Source organism: Streptomyces sp. DvalAA-14 (assembly GCF_900091855.1).
Taxonomy (GTDB): domain Bacteria; phylum Actinomycetota; class Actinomycetes; order Streptomycetales; family Streptomycetaceae; genus Actinacidiphila.
Genome location: NZ_FMCH01000423.1, coordinates 60,335 through 75,202, shown reverse-complemented (window position 1 = coordinate 75,202; position 14,868 = coordinate 60,335). Strand labels below are relative to the sequence as shown.

Annotated in this window: 11 protein-coding genes; 5 read left to right on the top strand and 6 right to left on the bottom strand. The window is 71.6% G+C overall.

The features are described from left to right. The 3 genes from GA0115240_RS37660 to GA0115240_RS22845 form a co-directional block, all read right to left on the bottom strand. Nucleotides 1–196: hypothetical protein (locus tag GA0115240_RS37660; protein ID WP_218087437.1), on the bottom strand; the 196-nt coding region annotated here is incomplete at its 3' end. A gap of 535 nt (nt 197–731) precedes the next feature. Then, nucleotides 732–1,673: a tyrosine-type recombinase/integrase gene (locus GA0115240_RS22850; protein WP_237555126.1), complete on the bottom strand. Its 942-nt coding sequence runs from the start codon at nt 1,671–1,673 to the stop codon at nt 732–734. A 1,227-nt stretch (nt 1,674–2,900) separates the two neighbouring features. Continuing rightward, nucleotides 2,901–4,931: a BTAD domain-containing putative transcriptional regulator gene (locus GA0115240_RS22845; protein WP_093739130.1), complete on the bottom strand. Its 2,031-nt coding sequence runs from the start codon at nt 4,929–4,931 to the stop codon at nt 2,901–2,903. A 230-nt stretch (nt 4,932–5,161) separates the two neighbouring features. On the opposite strand from GA0115240_RS22845, the gene GA0115240_RS22840 reads away from it, so the two are divergent. Further along, complete coding sequence (locus tag GA0115240_RS22840; RefSeq protein ID WP_093739128.1) at nt 5,162–6,040, top strand: alpha/beta fold hydrolase; 879 nt, start codon at nt 5,162–5,164, stop codon at nt 6,038–6,040. 159 nt (nt 6,041–6,199) lie between these two features. Here GA0115240_RS22840 and GA0115240_RS22835 read toward each other — a convergent pair whose 3' ends face one another. The 3 genes from GA0115240_RS22835 to GA0115240_RS22825 form a co-directional block, all read right to left on the bottom strand. Beyond that, complete coding sequence (locus tag GA0115240_RS22835; RefSeq protein WP_093739126.1) at nt 6,200–7,786, bottom strand: alpha-amylase family glycosyl hydrolase; 1,587 nt, start codon at nt 7,784–7,786, stop codon at nt 6,200–6,202. A 68-nt stretch (nt 7,787–7,854) separates the two neighbouring features. After that, nucleotides 7,855–8,622, bottom strand: a complete 768-nt coding sequence (locus GA0115240_RS22830; RefSeq protein ID WP_093739124.1) for a 3-oxoacyl-ACP reductase — start codon at nt 8,620–8,622, stop codon at nt 7,855–7,857. A 111-nt stretch (nt 8,623–8,733) separates the two neighbouring features. Then, nucleotides 8,734–10,101 carry an aldehyde dehydrogenase family protein gene (locus tag GA0115240_RS22825; protein ID WP_093739122.1) on the bottom strand — a complete coding sequence of 456 codons (1,368 nt, stop codon included), beginning with the start codon at nt 10,099–10,101 and terminating at the stop codon, nt 8,734–8,736. Nucleotides 10,102–10,728: 627 nt separating this feature from the next. On the opposite strand from GA0115240_RS22825, the gene GA0115240_RS22820 reads away from it, so the two are divergent. From GA0115240_RS22820 to GA0115240_RS22805, 4 genes are all read left to right on the top strand, one after another. Beyond that, a complete protein-coding gene (locus tag GA0115240_RS22820) occupies nt 10,729–11,955 on the top strand; it encodes a lactonase family protein (protein ID WP_107407196.1) in 1,227 nt (408 codons plus the stop codon). A 384-nt stretch (nt 11,956–12,339) separates the two neighbouring features. Next, nucleotides 12,340–12,828: a MarR family transcriptional regulator gene (locus GA0115240_RS22815; RefSeq protein WP_256069938.1), complete on the top strand. Its 489-nt coding sequence runs from the start codon at nt 12,340–12,342 to the stop codon at nt 12,826–12,828. 209 nt (nt 12,829–13,037) lie between these two features. Then, the gene (locus tag GA0115240_RS22810) at nt 13,038–13,928 is read left to right on the top strand and encodes an SIS domain-containing protein (RefSeq protein WP_093739118.1); all 891 of its coding nucleotides are present in this window, start codon (nt 13,038–13,040) and stop codon (nt 13,926–13,928) included. Nucleotides 13,929–14,027: 99 nt separating this feature from the next. Further along, nucleotides 14,028–14,864, top strand: coding sequence for a class II fructose-bisphosphate aldolase (locus GA0115240_RS22805; RefSeq protein WP_093739116.1), 837 nt, complete (start codon nt 14,028–14,030; stop codon nt 14,862–14,864). Nucleotides 14,865–14,868: the final 4 nt, after the last annotated feature.

Genomic DNA, 14,868 nt, shown 5'->3' with positions numbered 1-14,868 from the left:
CACAGCCACGTGAGGCATCGTCTAAATCTTGCTTTTTACGGCGTGCGAGTGGAATCATTACGAGCCAAAATGCGATCCCCAAAGCGCCCACAATGATGGCGGCGACACCACCTCGATGCGACGATGCCGTCAAGAGGATCCCGCCGATCAGGACTGCAATCGCGAGGGCAGGTCCTACTACGGCAAATGCGGTCATTCGATTCCTGGAACCCCAAGGAGCCCACCCGGGTTTTTCCGGTGAAGACATCTGCACCCTTCCCCTCCACTAACGGCGCCGTGATCGACTCCTACCCGTTCAGCGTGCAAACAGGCGCCCCGCAACGTCCGAACTAGCTTGGTCTTAAAGCTGTGCGGCGGGGCCGGTGGTGGGGCCGGCAAGACGACGGACACTGAGGACGGCTGCGAACTGAGCGCGTCGTACACCTTCTGATCATGGTGGCGGTCGGCGGGTCCAGAGAATAGCAACCGCGATCCAAAAGCTCGACCCCGGAGAAGACTGACCCTGCGTCTCCGACTTCGCCCGCGCCAGGAACTGGAAGCCGGAGACCGTCCATCGAGCATTGAACGAACCCTTCAAGCACGGCGCGATGCGCATTCTCGCCTGTCCGTGCGCTCCATCTCGACGCTATTTTTACCCAGTACCTAACCCAACTGATCCCCTGGCGGGCAGGATCTGGGTCGATGGCTAGGGCTGACCAGTGCAGCGCACGGGCTCGGCGCGCGGCACATCTCTACTGGAATTCCGACGTCAGATCGTAGGCGGAGAGAAGAGACTCAATCCGCTGGTTGGTGAGGGACTGGCGGTCGTAGAGGCACTTGGCATAGCGGGTGAGGAGGACTTCGACGCTGTTGCCGGCCCGCTGGGCAACTTCGGCGGGGTCTGCGCCGGCTGCGAGCCAGGTGGACAGGGCGGAGTGGCGCAGGTCGTAGGGGCGTTTGCCGATTGGGGTGGCGGCGAGTTCGGGTGGCAGGGCCAGGGCGCGGGCTTCGTTCCAGGCGCGGTGGCAGGTGGTGTAGCCGAGGATGGTTCCGCGTTCGGTGAAGAACAGCCGGCCGTCGGGTGCGGTGCCGAAGGTCTGGACGCTGTCGCGCCAGATGCTCACCAGCGACGGCGGGAGTGGGACGATGCGAACATCGCCGGGCGGGCGCGACTTCAGGCCCCGGTCGTCATGCATCCCACCCGAGTCGGTCCACTTCTTGCCCGCCTGCGGCCTCGCCCGGTGCAGGACCAGGCGGCCCCAGCCGGTCGCGGGCAGGGTGCAGTCCGGTAGGGCCACCGCGACGGCCTCCTCCGGGCGCAGCCCGGCGTAGTACATACCGGCGAACAGCCCCACCGGACGGCGCCCCCGGGCGCGTTTGAAGTCGCCAACGTAGGACAGCGCCCCAAGAAGGTTCTGGGCCTGAAGGGGGTTGATCACCACCCGCGGGTCGACCGCCCGGGCCTGCTTCGGCACCCGCCACCGGACCCGGTCCAGCGGGTTGCTGCCCAGCTCTCCCTGCTCCATCGCGTAGAACAAGGCATTGACCAGGATCCTGCGCTTGCGCCCGGACGTACACGGAGCCGCCGGCTTGCCGTCACGCTTCACCGACAGCGCCTCCAGCACCGCCCGAGCCACGGCCGGGTCGTGCAGGTCGATCAGCGGCCGGGACGCCTTGGTTACCCACTCGAGCACCAGTTGGTCCTGCGGGGGGTATCTCCCGCGCCTCCGGCCCCGGCACCACGAACGCCCACGACCGCAGTGCCCGGTGCAGCACCGGGCGCTGGGCCGTCCGAGCATCTCCCACAGCATCGCCCGCGTCACCAGAGTCAGCGCCTCGCTCGTCCCGTTCCGCGTCGCCGCACGCCCCACCCAGTGATCCCGGGCATACCCGGTAGCGAACGAGCACCAGGACAGCTCCGACGGGCCACGCGGCCCGTACGCGCCCTGCCCTGCCGGCAGCAGACTAGCCCGCAACGCACGAGCCAGTTCAGCCCCGAGCTCCCCCGCCACCTTCACCATCCCCGACCCCGCCCACCGGGCCGGCGTGCCGAACCGCCCGCTCCCGACACCTACCCACCCCGATGACCCCACCTGACTCCACAAGCCCGCCCTGCACCACGCGACCTGCCCTCCCCATCCGGAGAACGGAAACCGCCCACACTCCGCCCATGCACCACAAGCATCGGCAGGAGGCACACTCACCTCACCGGCTCCTCGGCTCGGACGGCACACCATTCAGTTACGCCGCTCTCTGCGCCCCTCCTCCTTCACCCGAACGGGTGATACGGCATCCGAACGCCGCCACGGTGCGAGGCCGAGATGCTTGTCTGTTACGGATTGGCCGGAGCGGGCCGTCAAACAGGACCAAGCGCGACGACGGCAACGACAGCCAGCCCAAATCGGAGGACAGGGACGAAAGCATGGAAGCGGGGACATTGGCGCGGCATGGGTTATTTGTGGGCTGCGACGGTTGACGACCCGTCAGATAACGCGCTGACCTGGGACGACTTTTCCAAAGCCCGCGTCCTCCGGAGCCGTCTCTCTTCTTGCCCTCGCTGACAGCCCGTCCCAGGCGGTCGGACATCCGACCGTCCCAAATACGTCCCACGGGTGGCCCACGATTAACGCAAGGCAGTGCATTAGTGCAGGTCAGCGCCATAGAGGATGGGACACGCCGGGTGTCTTCTAAGCGCTTGGCCGCAGGTTCGAGTCCTGCCGGGGGCACACTCGCCCACAGCCCGCCGATGATCGGCCCGACAGGATCATCGCAGGTCAACATGATCTTAGCGGTGGGCCCGTAGTAGGAAGGTAAGGGCTGGCGGCCCTGTGCCCGCCGGACCCGGTGCCCCGGGGGTGCTGGCTGGAACCGGCCGTCCATGATCGGCGGCCGCGCTGCTGCCCGCCCCGTTCACCCGCTCGTCAGCCGCGTCGAAGGGCCGCGGCGAGGTCGTCGATGTGGTGGGAGACCGGGCCGAGGCTGAGCAGGCCGCTGCCCGCCCCGGCCAGTTCCCCGGCGGCCGGGGAGAGTTCACTCAGCGCGCGTCGCGTCGCCTCCCGGTCGCCGACGGCGACGGCCGCCCGTCCGATCAGGCACCACAGGGCTTCGAAGAGCAGGTCGCGGGGCGGATCGGGCACCTTCCGCAGGGCCGCCGCGGCCGCACCGCGGCGGCCCCGGGCGAGGAGCAGCAGCGGACGGACCCACGGCTCGTAGGGACCCCAATCGGCGTGCTCGTCGGGCCGGACGGGCCGCCCGTCCCGCAGCCGCAGGCACAGCAAGGCGAGCTGCGGCAGGCCGCGCTCCAGGCCGGGCATGCCGGCCCCGTCGAGGCGTGCGGCGGCGTCCCGGTAGGCCGCCTCCGTCTCGGCTGGGGCCGCCCGTTCCTTCTCGGCCCGTCGCAGCGCGCGGTACCACTGGGTGAACACGCCGACCAGCGGCAGGTCGTGACGCCCGGCCAACGCGTCCGCGGCAGCCGCGTGCCGGTCGGCCGCGGCGAAGTCCGCGAGTGCGGCGCGCGCCTGCAGCCGGATGAGATGTCCGAGGACCTCGAAGGTGACCAGGCCGTGCCGGGCGGACAGAGCGACCAGTTCGGCGCCGATCGCGTCCCGGCGGGGGGCCAGGCCGGCGCGCTGAAAGGTCTGCATGAACACGCCGTTGAGGGCGAAGGCCAGCAGCGTGGGATCGTCCAGCCCGCGGGCGATCCGCTCCGCCTGCTCGGCGGCCTGGGGTCCGCGCGCGGAGCGGGTGCCACGCGACTCCACGGCGACGGTGGCCAGCAGGCGCGCCCGCAGCGCCGGGGGCGTATCCGGCGGCAGGGCCGCCAGCGTGCGCTCGGCGGCCGCCACCACCCGGGCCGCCTGCCGCGGATCGTCGACGCGGGTCCAGATCGCCGGTACGTCGTAGGCGCCGATCACCCGTGCGGTCAGCTCGGCGTCGCCCAACTCTTCCGCCGCCGCGACGGCTGCCACGCGGTGCTGCCGGGCCGCCAGGAGTCCCTCGCCACCGGTCAGCGCCAGATTGCGCAGCAGACCCACGGTCGCCTGCAGGCGGGCCGGGGACCCCGACGCCACGCTGCGGTCATAGGCGGCAGCCGCCTGCGCCCACACCCGTCCGGTCGGACCGCCCGGACCGGGTCCGGAACCGCCGGTGTCGCCGGGGTCGAGGGGGTCGAGCCGATCCATGGGGTCAGGGAGGTCCAGGTGTGCGGCCTGGTCGAGAATGTCCGCCTCCAGCCGACGCAGTCCGGGTCCGGGATCCACCCCCAGCTGCTCGACCAGCAGTACGTGTGCCCGGCGCAGTACCGCGAGCGCATCACCCTGCCGGCCGGCCCGGTACAGGGCGAGGGTCAGCAGCCGCCAGGCGTCCTCCCGCCAGGGGTGCTCGGCCACATGCGCGTCCAGATCCGGCACCGCCCGCGCGGCCAGCCCCAGCGCCAGGCGGGCCTCGGCCTGCCGCTCGACGGCGTACAACCGGAGCTCGGCCAGGCGGGAGCGCTCCGACCGGGCCCAGGCGGCATCGGCGAACTCGGCGTAGGCAGGTCCGCGCCACCACCCCAGTGCCGCCTCCAGCGAGGCGAGGACCTGCTCCGGGGCCAGCGTCGCCGCCGCGGCCACCGCCCGCTCGAAGCGCCAGCCGTCCACCGCGTCCGGCTCGGCGCGCAGGGCGTATCCCGGCCCTTCGGTGACCAGTAGGCGGGCCGGCGCCCGGGGCGGTCGCCGCGGCTCCAACGCGCGGCGCAGCGAGGCCACGAAGGTGCGGACCGCCCCCACCGCGCCCGGCGGCGGATCCTCCGGCCACAGATCCTCGACCAGACGGGTGACAGGGACGACGCGGCGGTGGGCGACGACCAGCCGGGCCAGCACCGCGCGGTGCCGCGGCCCCTTCAGGGCGATCGCGTCACCGGCCTCGTCCCAGGCCGCCACCGGCCCCAGCACCCCGAACGCGACGCGCACCCCGCGACCTTCCCTCCGCCCGTTGATCGGCTTTCCCAGCTTGCTGTCGATGACCGAGCCTCCCGGGCCCTTCCGGCGTGTCCGGCCCTCCCGGCTCCTCCGGCCGTCGGGATCCGCTTTCCGGGCCTCCCCCGGCCACGCTATAGCGCCGCGACCCGGCGCTCACCCGATGCTCATCCGTGCCCGGCAGGCTCGAAGTACCTGGTCATCCACGCGAAGGACACGACATCATGACGCCTGTCATCCCCGGCTTCGACTACCGGCGCGTTCCCGTCGCCGACGGCGTGTCGCTCACCGCGGCCGTCGCGGGTACCGGCAGTCCGATCGTGCTGCTGCACGGCTTCCCGCAGACCCACCTGATGTGGCGGCACGTCGCCACCGACCTCGCCGCCGACCACACCGTGATCTGCCCCGACCTGCGGGGCTACGGCGCCAGCGACAAACCCGCCGAGACCGACGGCGGCATGTACGCCAAGCGGACCATGGCCGCCGACGTCGTGGCGCTGGCCCGCGGGCTGGGGCACGACCGCTTCGCGCTGGCCGGACACGACCGCGGCGCCCTCGTCGCCTTGCGGGCCGGGCTCGACCACCCCGCGGTGATCACGCGGCTGGCCTGCCTCGACGTGCTGCCGACCCTGGACATGTGGGAGGTGATGCACGGCGTCACCGCCGCCGTCGGCTTCCACCTCTACCTGATGGCGCAGCCCCCCGGCTTGCCCGAGCGCATGATCGCCGCCGACCCGGACGCCTTCTTCGGCCACTTCCTGGACCTGTGGACGAACGACCCGCAGGCGATCCCCGCCGACATCCGCCTCGCCTATCTGGACGCCTGCCGCGGCGCCGTCCCGTCGATCGTCGCCGACTACCGGGCGTCCGCCGGCATCGACATCGACCACGACCGGGCCGACCGCGCTGCCGACCGCCGGCTGCGGATGCCCGTCACCGTGCTCCAGCAGGACTGGGGCGCCGCCCTGGGGTTCGACGCCGCGGCGCTGTGGCGCCGTTGGGCGCCCGATCTGCGGCACGCCACGGTCACGTGCGGCCACTTCATGGCCGAGGAAGCCCCGGCCGATGTGGCCAAGGAACTGCGCGACCTGCTCGCCCGCTGAACACGGGTTGCCGGGCCAGGTGAGAGCCGCGGTGGGCCGGGGAACCGGAACGCCGGGCCGGTGACCGCGCCGGGAATCAGCCCGTGCGTCGGCCCCGCCCGGCCCGGCACAACCCACGGGCGTCCGCCGTCGGGCGCCCGTGGGCCGCAGGCCGCGTCGTCAACGCGTGAACACTCCGTAGGAGAAGCCGTCGGCCGTCATCTCGTCACCGTCCACGGTGACGCCCCGCACCTCCAGCGGACGCAGCGCGTCCGCGCCCTTCAGAGTGAACCGGGCCGGCGCGCGGCGAGGGTTGATGATGATCAGATGATCGTCGCCCCGCCGGTAGACGAGCGGATACGTCTCGTTCAGCACCTCGACGGACCCGGTGCTGCCGAGCGCCGGCCGAGCCCTGCGCAGCGCGATGAGGCGCTGGACCTGGTTGAGCAGCGAGCCGGGATCGGCCAGGGAGTCCGCCACGTCGGGCCGGTCGGGCGCCGGGTCGAGCGGCAGGTAGAAGCGGTCCTGGTCCGCGGTGGAGAAGCCGGCCCCCGCGGTGCCGTCCCACTGCATCGGCGTACGCGAACCCTGGCGGCGCTGGCCGTCGTCGAGGTCGGCGCCTTCCACATCCGGCGTGTCGGGGACGTAGCGCATGCCGATCTCGTCGCCGAAGTAAATGGTCGGCAAGGTGGGCCAGGTCATCAGGAACGCGAAGACGGGAGCGGTCATCTCCCGGGTACGGGTGCCGACCGCCAGCCGGGAGAAGTCGTGGTTGGCGGTGGGCAGCGCGACATGGCCCACGCCGCCGATCGCGCCGGTGGCCCGCTCCCAGGCGTCGAGGAAGGGCCGCATGGAGCCCTCGCCCTCGGGGGCGAAGAAGCAGGGATCGGTGTTCCAGCGGAAGCTGTGGCTCCCCTGGCTGTTGCCCCACAGGGAGCGCAGCGCGTCCCCGACGAAATGCAGGAAGAAATCGGCGTGGAAGCCGGCCGGCACCGACACGCCCGGATCGCCCCACTCGGCTATCAGCGCCCGGTCCGGGTACTCGCGGTCGATCCACTGGCGTATGCCGGTCCACAGCCGGCCGGTCTCGACCATCCCCGGGTCGTCCTTGACCAGCGAGAACGCCATGTCCACCCGGAATCCGGCCACGCCCTGGTCGAACCAGTACGCCATGATCTCGCGCAGCGCGGCCCGGTTGGCCCGCGGCCCGGGGGCGTCGACCGGCTGCCGCCAGGGTTCGGCCGGGTCCATCCGGGCGTAGCCGAAGTTGAGGGCGGGCTGCACCGGATAGAAGTTGGCCAGGTAGTAGCCGTCACGGGCGCCGGGCGCCGGGATCCAGCGGCTGACCGGGCTGCCGACCCGGTCGGACCAGATGTAGCGGTGGTCGTCGGGGTCGGCCGCGGACCTGCGGAACCATTCGTGCCGGTGGGAGGTGTGACCCGGCACCAGGTCGAGCATGACCCGGATGCCGCGGTCGCGCGCGGCGTCGACGACCCGCCGCAGGTCGTCGTTGGTGCCGTAGCGCGGGGCGACGGTGAAGTAGTCGGAGACGTCGTAGCCGGCGTCGGCGAACGGGGAGGTGAAGCAGGGGCTGAACCAGACCACATCCACGCCGAGCCAGGCGAGGTAGTCCAAGTGCCGCAGCACGCCGGGGAAGTCGCCGATCCCGTCGCCGTCGGAGTCGGCGAAGGACTGCGGATAGATCTGGTAGAGGACGGCGCCGGACAGCCAGTCGGGAGTCGTCTCGGGTGCGGAAGGAGCGGTCAAGAACGTCTCTTTTCTCAGAGCTGTGCGCGGGGTCCGGGCCGTCTCCTACCCCGTCGGCGCCTGGTCGGTCACTGCGGCGTGACGTAGGCGCCGGAGATGCCGCCGTCCACCAGGAACTGCGAGGCGGTCATGAAGGAGGAGTCGTCGCTGGCGAGGAAGGCCACCGCGGCGGCGATCTCCTCGGGCTCGGCGAAGCGGCCCAGCGGGATGTGGACCAGGCGGCGGGCGGCGCGCTCGGGGTCCTTGGCGAACAGTTCGCGGAGCAGCGGGGTGTTGACCGGTCCGGGGCACAGGGCGTTGACCCGGATGCCCTCGCGGGCGAACTGCACGCCCAGTTCGCGGGACATCGCCAGGACGCCGCCCTTGGATGCGGTGTAGGAGATCTGCGAGGTCGCCGCGCCCATCACCGCCACGAAGGACGCGGTGTTGATGACCGAGCCCTTGCCCTGCCGGCGCATCTGCGTGATGGCGTACTTGCAGCAGAGGTACACCGAGGTCAGATTGACCTCCTGGACGCGGCGCCACGCCTCCAGACCGGTGGTGAGGATGGAATCGTCCTCCGGCGGCGAGATGCCCGCGTTGTTGAAGGCGATGTCCACGCTGCCGTACGCCGCCACGGCTGCCTCGTACAGGGCGGCCACCTCGGCCTCGACGGACACGTCGGCCCGTACGAACAGCCCGCCGACCTCCTCGGCGGCGGACCGGCCGGCCCGCTCGTCGATATCGGCGCAGACCACCTTGGCGCCTTCGGCCGCCATCCGGCGGGCCGATGCCAAGCCGATACCACTGCCGGCGCCGGTGATGACGGCGACCCGGTCCTGAAGTCGTTCGGACATGTCGTGCTCCTCCAACGGATGCGGTGGGAAGGGTGGGTACGGGTTCGGCAGCGGTTCGGTGGGTGGTTCGGTGGGTGGTTCGTTGGCGGTTCGGGCGGGCCGGGGTTTCGATCAGTCGGTGGCGATGAACACGTTCTTGACCTCGGTGAAAGAGTCCAATGCGTCCGGGCCCAGCTCCCGTCCCAGGCCGGACTGCTTGAAACCACCGAAAGGAGTGGAGTAGCGGACCGACGAGTGCGAGTTGACCGAAAGATTGCCGCTGTCCACAGCGCGGGCGACACGCAGAGCCCGGCCCAGGTTCTGCGTCCAGATCGAGCCGGACAAGCCGTAGGACGTGTCATTGGCGATCCGGATCGCCTCCGCCTCGTCCTCGAACGGCACCACCGTCACCACCGGGCCGAAGATCTCCTCACGGAAGGCCGGGGCGTCCACCGCGACCGGGGCCAGCACGGTCGGCGGGAAGAAGAAGCCCGGTCCCTCGGGGGCGCTGCCCCGGAAGGCGACCGGGGCGTCGTCGGGGACGTAGGCGGCGACTTTCGCCCGGTGCGCGGCGGAGATCAGCGGGCCCATGTCGGTGTCCGGGTCCTGCGGATCGCCGACCCGCCAGGCCCGGACGGCCGGTTCGAGCAACTCCATGAAGCGGTCCAGGATCCGCCGCTCGACCAGGATCCGGGTCCGGGCGCAGCAGTCCTGCCCCGCGTTGTCGAAGACCGATCCGGGTGCGGACGCGGCGGCCCGCTCCACGTCGGCGTCGGCGAAGACGATGTTGGCGGACTTTCCGCCCAGCTCGAGCGTGATCGGTTTCACCTGGGCGGCGCACCCGGCCATGATCTGCCGGCCGACCTGCGTGGAGCCGGTGAACACCACCTTGCCGACCAGCGGATTGTCCACGAATCGCCGGCCGACGACCGGCCCGGCGCCGGGCAGGATCTGCAGCACGCCGTCCGGGATGCCGGCCTGCAGCGCCAGCTCGCCCAGCCGCAGCGCGGTCAGCGGAGTGAGTTCGGCCGGTTTGACCAGCACGGTGTTGCCGGCCGCCAGTGCCGGGGCGATCGACCAGCCGGCAATGGGCATCGGGAAGTTCCACGGCACGATCACCCCGACCACGCCCAACGGCTCGCGGAAGGTGATGTCGATTCCGCCCGCCACCGGGATCTGCCGCCCGAACAACCGCTCCGGCGCGGCCGAGAAGTACTCCAGCACGTCCCGGACGTTCCCGGCCTCCCAGCGCGCGTTGGCGATGGTGTGGCCGGCGTTGCGCACCTCGATCCGGGCCAGGTTCTCCAGGTCGGCGTCGACCGCGGCGGCGAACGCCCGCAGCAGCCGGGCCCGGTCGGCCGGCGCGAGCGCCCGCCAGGCCGGAGATGCCTGCGCCGCCCGGGCGATCGCGGCGTCGGCCTGGCGTGCGTCCAGCATCGCGACCTCGTCGATGACGCCCCCGGTCGTGGGATCGACGACCTCGTACACGTCTGCGCTCATGGGTGTCCTCGCCGTTCAGGGGATCCGGGACCGGGCTGTTCCCCATGGTGGCGCAGAAGCCGATCTTCGCGCGGCGGAAAGCGGGCGACGGCGAGGACGGATTCGTCGCGGGTGCCGGGCTCACCCCGAGCGGCACCGGCAGCCGGGCGCGGGACGGGCTGACGGCGGCTGGTGGAGCGGCACGGCGGCGGTCGGATGCTGACGAGGATTCCGGACGAGGATTCGGGACGAGGATTCGGGACGAGGATTCGGGACGAGGACTGTCCCGGTGCCGGGTCAAAAAATATGCCGTGGCGCGGTGCAGAGAAAGGACAGGAGGCGACGGGGCGGTAATTCCGGCGGCTGTGGATTACCGGCCCCCTCGCGCTTTTCGGTGGGCCCGAAGAAATCCTCGCGGATCCACCGGACTCGCCGTACCGCCGAATGGGTGGCAATTCTTACGGACCCCGGACGCCTCGGCATTTCGCGGCCTTTGCACCTTTGGCGCTCGGCCTGCCGGGCTAGCGTGAGGACGGGTCAACACATGGTTGCTGGTGCGTCAACTCCCTTCGCACATAGGGATGTTGAAGCCTCTCATCGGCCTGCCCGCAGGCCGCCCCCCACCCTTCCCACGAGGAGTCCCCGATCATGCCTTCCCCCAGCAAAACCTCAACGCCCCAGGGCCGCGCGGCCCGTGCCACCCGTACCGCCCGCACCATCCGTACCGCCCGCACCGCCCGCACCGCCCGCACCGCGGCCATCGGCGCTGTCGCCCTGTCGGCAGCCGCCGTCCTCGCCGCCGCGGCCCCGAGCGCCTCCGCCGCGCCCCAGCGTCAACACGAAGCGTCGACTGGGGTGTTCGTGCAGAGCGACAACACCGCCGCCAACACCGTCGTGGCCTACCACCGCTCCCCCGACGGCTCCCTGCAGCAGCGCGGGGTGTATGCCACCGGTGGCCGCGGCGGCATGCTGGACGGATCCGTGGTGGATCACCTGGCGTCGGAAGGTTCGCTCGCCTACGACCGGCCCCACCAGCTGCTCTACGCCGTGAATGCGGGCAGCGACACCCTCAGCGTCTTCGCCGTGCACGGCGACCGGCTGCGGCGCCTCCAGGTCATCTCCTCCGGGGGCGACTTCCCCGTGAGCATCGGCGTCCACGGCGACCTGGTGTACGTCGCCAACGCCCTCGGCGGTGGTTCGATCCAGGGCTTCCAGCGGATCGGCGACCGGCTGCTGCGGGTGCCGTCCTGGCACCGCGGACTCGGCCTGGATCCCTCCGCCGCGCCGCAGTTCACCCACACGCCCGGCCAGATCGCCTTCACCCCCGACGGCTCGGCCCTGGTCGTCACCACCAAGGCCGCGGCCAACAGCATCGATGTCTTCCCGCTGAGCATCTTCGGCGCCCCGGCCCCGCGTCCGGTGGTCACCGCGGCGCCGGACGCGGTCCCCTTCGGCTTCGCCTTCGATTCCGCGGGCCGGCTCCAGGTGACCGAGGCCGGGCCGAACGCGGTGGCCAGCTTCGCCCTCGGGCGGGACGGCCGCCTGACCGGGCTCGGCGCGACGGCCACTGGCCAGCAGGCGACTTGCTGGGTGGTCGCCACCGGCAAGGATCTCTACGTCTCCAACGCGGGCAGCGGCACCCTGTCCGACTACGCGGTCGCCCCGCACGGCGCTCTCACCCCGCTCGGAACGACGGCCACCGACGGCGGGACAGTGGACGCGGCGGCCTCCTCCGACGGCGCCTTCCTGTACGCGCAGACCGGCGCGACCGGCACGGTGGACGAGTTCCGGGTGGGCCACGGCGGCTCATTGACGCCGATCGGGTCAGTGGCCGTGCCCGGGGGCATCGGCGGCGAGGGCATCGCGGCCGGGTGATCGAATCGAGCGGATGAACCCATCGCTCCTCATACCACCCTTTCATCCTCAGTATTCCCACGGATCGCACCCGCCCGACCTCTGCACAGGCGGGCGGGCGCGGAACGTTTCACGGAAGTCTTCGAGTTGAAAGGAGTGCTGTGAGAAGGTGTGCGCTTGAGCCACCCTCCGGAGGGCTGGTTATTCGGATCGACCGGCTGCCGGAATCGTGATCGCCGCCAAGGGCCGTGCGGCGTTCATGTGGCCAATCAAGGCGAGCGAGCGATACGAGGATCGTCACGTATGGATTCCACCCTCCCCGGAGCCGCGCCGGCAGCGAAATCGGCGCCCTCCTTGGCATCCGCACCCACCCCTGCACCCCCACCCCCACCTGCAGCCCGACCTGTGGCCGCGGCCGCACCCGCGGCCTCCGCCGCGCGGCGCCGCAGACGGCTGACCGCCCGAATAAAGGACGGTCTGCGCGATCTGAGCGTCCAACTCTCCCTGCTCACCCATCAGGTGGGCACGCATCTCGACATCCGGCACGCCGATCTGGAGTGCCTGGACCTGGTCAGCCGTTACGGTCCGATCGGTCCGACCGCGCTGGCGAAGCGCGCCGGACTGCACCCGGCCACCCTCACCGGCGTCCTGGACCGGCTCGAACGCGGCGGCTGGGTGGTCCGCACTCCCAATCCGAGTGACCGGCGGGCCATCCTGGTCCGGATCGTCAAGGAGAAGGAAGCCGAGGTCCTCTTTCTCTTCTCCGGGCTCAACCGGGCCATGGACCAGGTCTGCTCCGAGTACGAGGACGCCGACCTGGTCATGATCGCCGACTTCCTGCTGCGGACCGCCCGGGCCGCCCGCGTCGCGACCGACGATCTCGCCGGCGATTGAGCGGCCTGCCGCCTCCGGAGCGCCGCCCGCGCACCACGCCCTCCGGACCCCGGGTCCCGCACGCCCCCGGTCCGGAGCCGGCTCGAACTCCTTGTACATTTATGCTCGTTCCACGCTCGTTTCGAGCAGGTTCAATCATCTACACTGACGACAGCAGCAGCGCGACGTCCGCCTGCCGCACCTTGGCCGCCCCTTCGTGAGGAGCACCGATGTCCGCGTCGTCCCTGACCACCACCGAGATCGCCACCCAGCCGGAGTGCTGGCAGCGCGCGGTCGAACTCGCCGCCGCGGAAAGCGGGAAGCTGCCGCGGCCCGGCGAGCGCGTCGCGGTGATCGGCTGCGGCACCTCGTGGTTCATGGCCCAGTCCTACGCGTCGCTGCGCGAGCAGAGCGGGCAGGGCGAGACGGACGCCTTCGCGGCCTCGGAATTCCCCTTCGGCCGCCGCTACGACCGGGTGCTGGCCATCACCCGCTCCGGCACCACCACCGAGGTACTGCGGGCCTGCGAACGGCTGCGCGGCTCGATCCCGGTCACCGCCGTGACCGCCGACCCGGGCACCCCGGTGATGACCGCCGCCGATCAGGTCGTGGTCCTCGATTTCGCCGACGAGCAGTCCGTCGTCCAGACCCGGTTCGCCACCACGGTGCTGGCGTTGCTGCGTGCCCACCTCGGCGAGGACCTGACCTCGGCGATCGCGGACGCCCGGGCGGCGGTCAAGGACGAGCTGCCCGCCGGGCTGACGGAAGCCGAGCAGTTCACCTTCCTCGGCACCGGCTGGACCTACGGTCTCGCCCAGGAGGCGGCCCTCAAGATGCGCGAGGCGGCCGGCGCCTGGACCGAGTCCTACCCGGCGATGGAATACCGCCACGGCCCGATCAGCATCACCGGCCCCGGCCGCGCCGTCTGGTCCTTCGGCCCGCTCCCCGACGGCCTGGCCGACAACGTGGCCGGCGTCGGCGGACGGCTCCAGGCCCGACCGGCCACCGACCCGCTCGCCGACCTCATCCGGGCCCAGCGCCTGGCGGTCGCCATCGCCGAGGCCAGGGGATTCGACCCGGACCAGCCCCGGAACCTGACCCGGTCCGTCATCCTCCCCTGACCGGGCCCCCAACCCTTCAGCCCACCCCCTCAGCCCCTCCACCAGCCGCCCGATCCGCCCGATCCGCCCGCCGCCCGCATCGCCCGAGGGATCCGCCGCATGCCCGCCGCCACCACCGCCGAACTCGTCCTCGCCGCCCGCGCCTCGGGTCGCGGTGTCGCCGCCTTCAACGTCATCACGCTGGAGCACGCGGAGGCGATCACGGCCGCCGCCGAGCAGACCGGCCTGCCGGTCATCCTGCAGATCAGCGAGAACGCGGTGAAGTTCCACGGCGGCCGTGCCGAACCCGTCATCGCGGCCACCGCCCTGGTCGCCCGTTCCGCGTCGGTCCCGGTCGCCCTGCACCTGGACCACATCCAGGACGAGGAGCTGCTGCGGGCGGGGATCGCGGCCGGCGTGACCTCGGTGATGTTCGACGCCTCCACGCTGCGCTACGAGGAGAACGTCCGTGCCACCGGGCGCATCACCGCCTGGGCCCACGACAACGGGGTCTGGGTCGAGGCGGAGCTCGGCGAGGTCGGCGGGAAGGACGGCGCCCACGCCCCTGGGGTGCGCACCGACCCCGACCAGGCCGCCGCCTTCACCGCCGCCACGGGTGTCGACGCCCTGGCCGTCGCGGTGGGCAGCTCCCACGCGATGACCGAGCGCACCGCCGGCCTCGACCACGAGCTGATCGCCCGGCTCCGGGGCGCCGTCGACGTACCCCTGGTGCTGCACGGCTCGTCCGGCGTGCCGGACAACGAGCTCCGGCTCGCCGTGGCGGCCGGCATGACGAAGATCAACATCGGCACCGCGCTCAACATCGCCTTCACCGGGGCCGTCCGCGACCACCTCGGCGCCCACCCTTCAGCGGTCGACCCCCGTCGCTATCTCCGCCCGGCCCGGGACGCGATGTCCGCCACGGCCGCGCACCTGCTGCGGGTGGTCTCCGGCTGAGCTC

Excerpts from the sequence above, each read along its gene's own strand:
- GA0115240_RS22840 (WP_093739128.1), top strand. The coding sequence starts at position 5,162 with ATGACGCCTGTCATCCCCGGCTTCGACTACCGGCGCGTTCCCGTCGCC.
- GA0115240_RS22830 (WP_093739124.1), bottom strand. The coding sequence starts at position 8,622 with ATGTCCGAACGACTTCAGGACCGGGTCGCCGTCATCACCGGCGCCGGC.
- GA0115240_RS22825 (WP_093739122.1), bottom strand. The coding sequence starts at position 10,101 with ATGAGCGCAGACGTGTACGAGGTCGTCGATCCCACGACCGGGGGCGTC.
- GA0115240_RS22820 (WP_107407196.1), top strand. The coding sequence starts at position 10,729 with ATGCCTTCCCCCAGCAAAACCTCAACGCCCCAGGGCCGCGCGGCCCGT.
- GA0115240_RS22810 (WP_093739118.1), top strand. The coding sequence starts at position 13,038 with ATGTCCGCGTCGTCCCTGACCACCACCGAGATCGCCACCCAGCCGGAG.
- GA0115240_RS22805 (WP_093739116.1), top strand. The coding sequence starts at position 14,028 with ATGCCCGCCGCCACCACCGCCGAACTCGTCCTCGCCGCCCGCGCCTCG.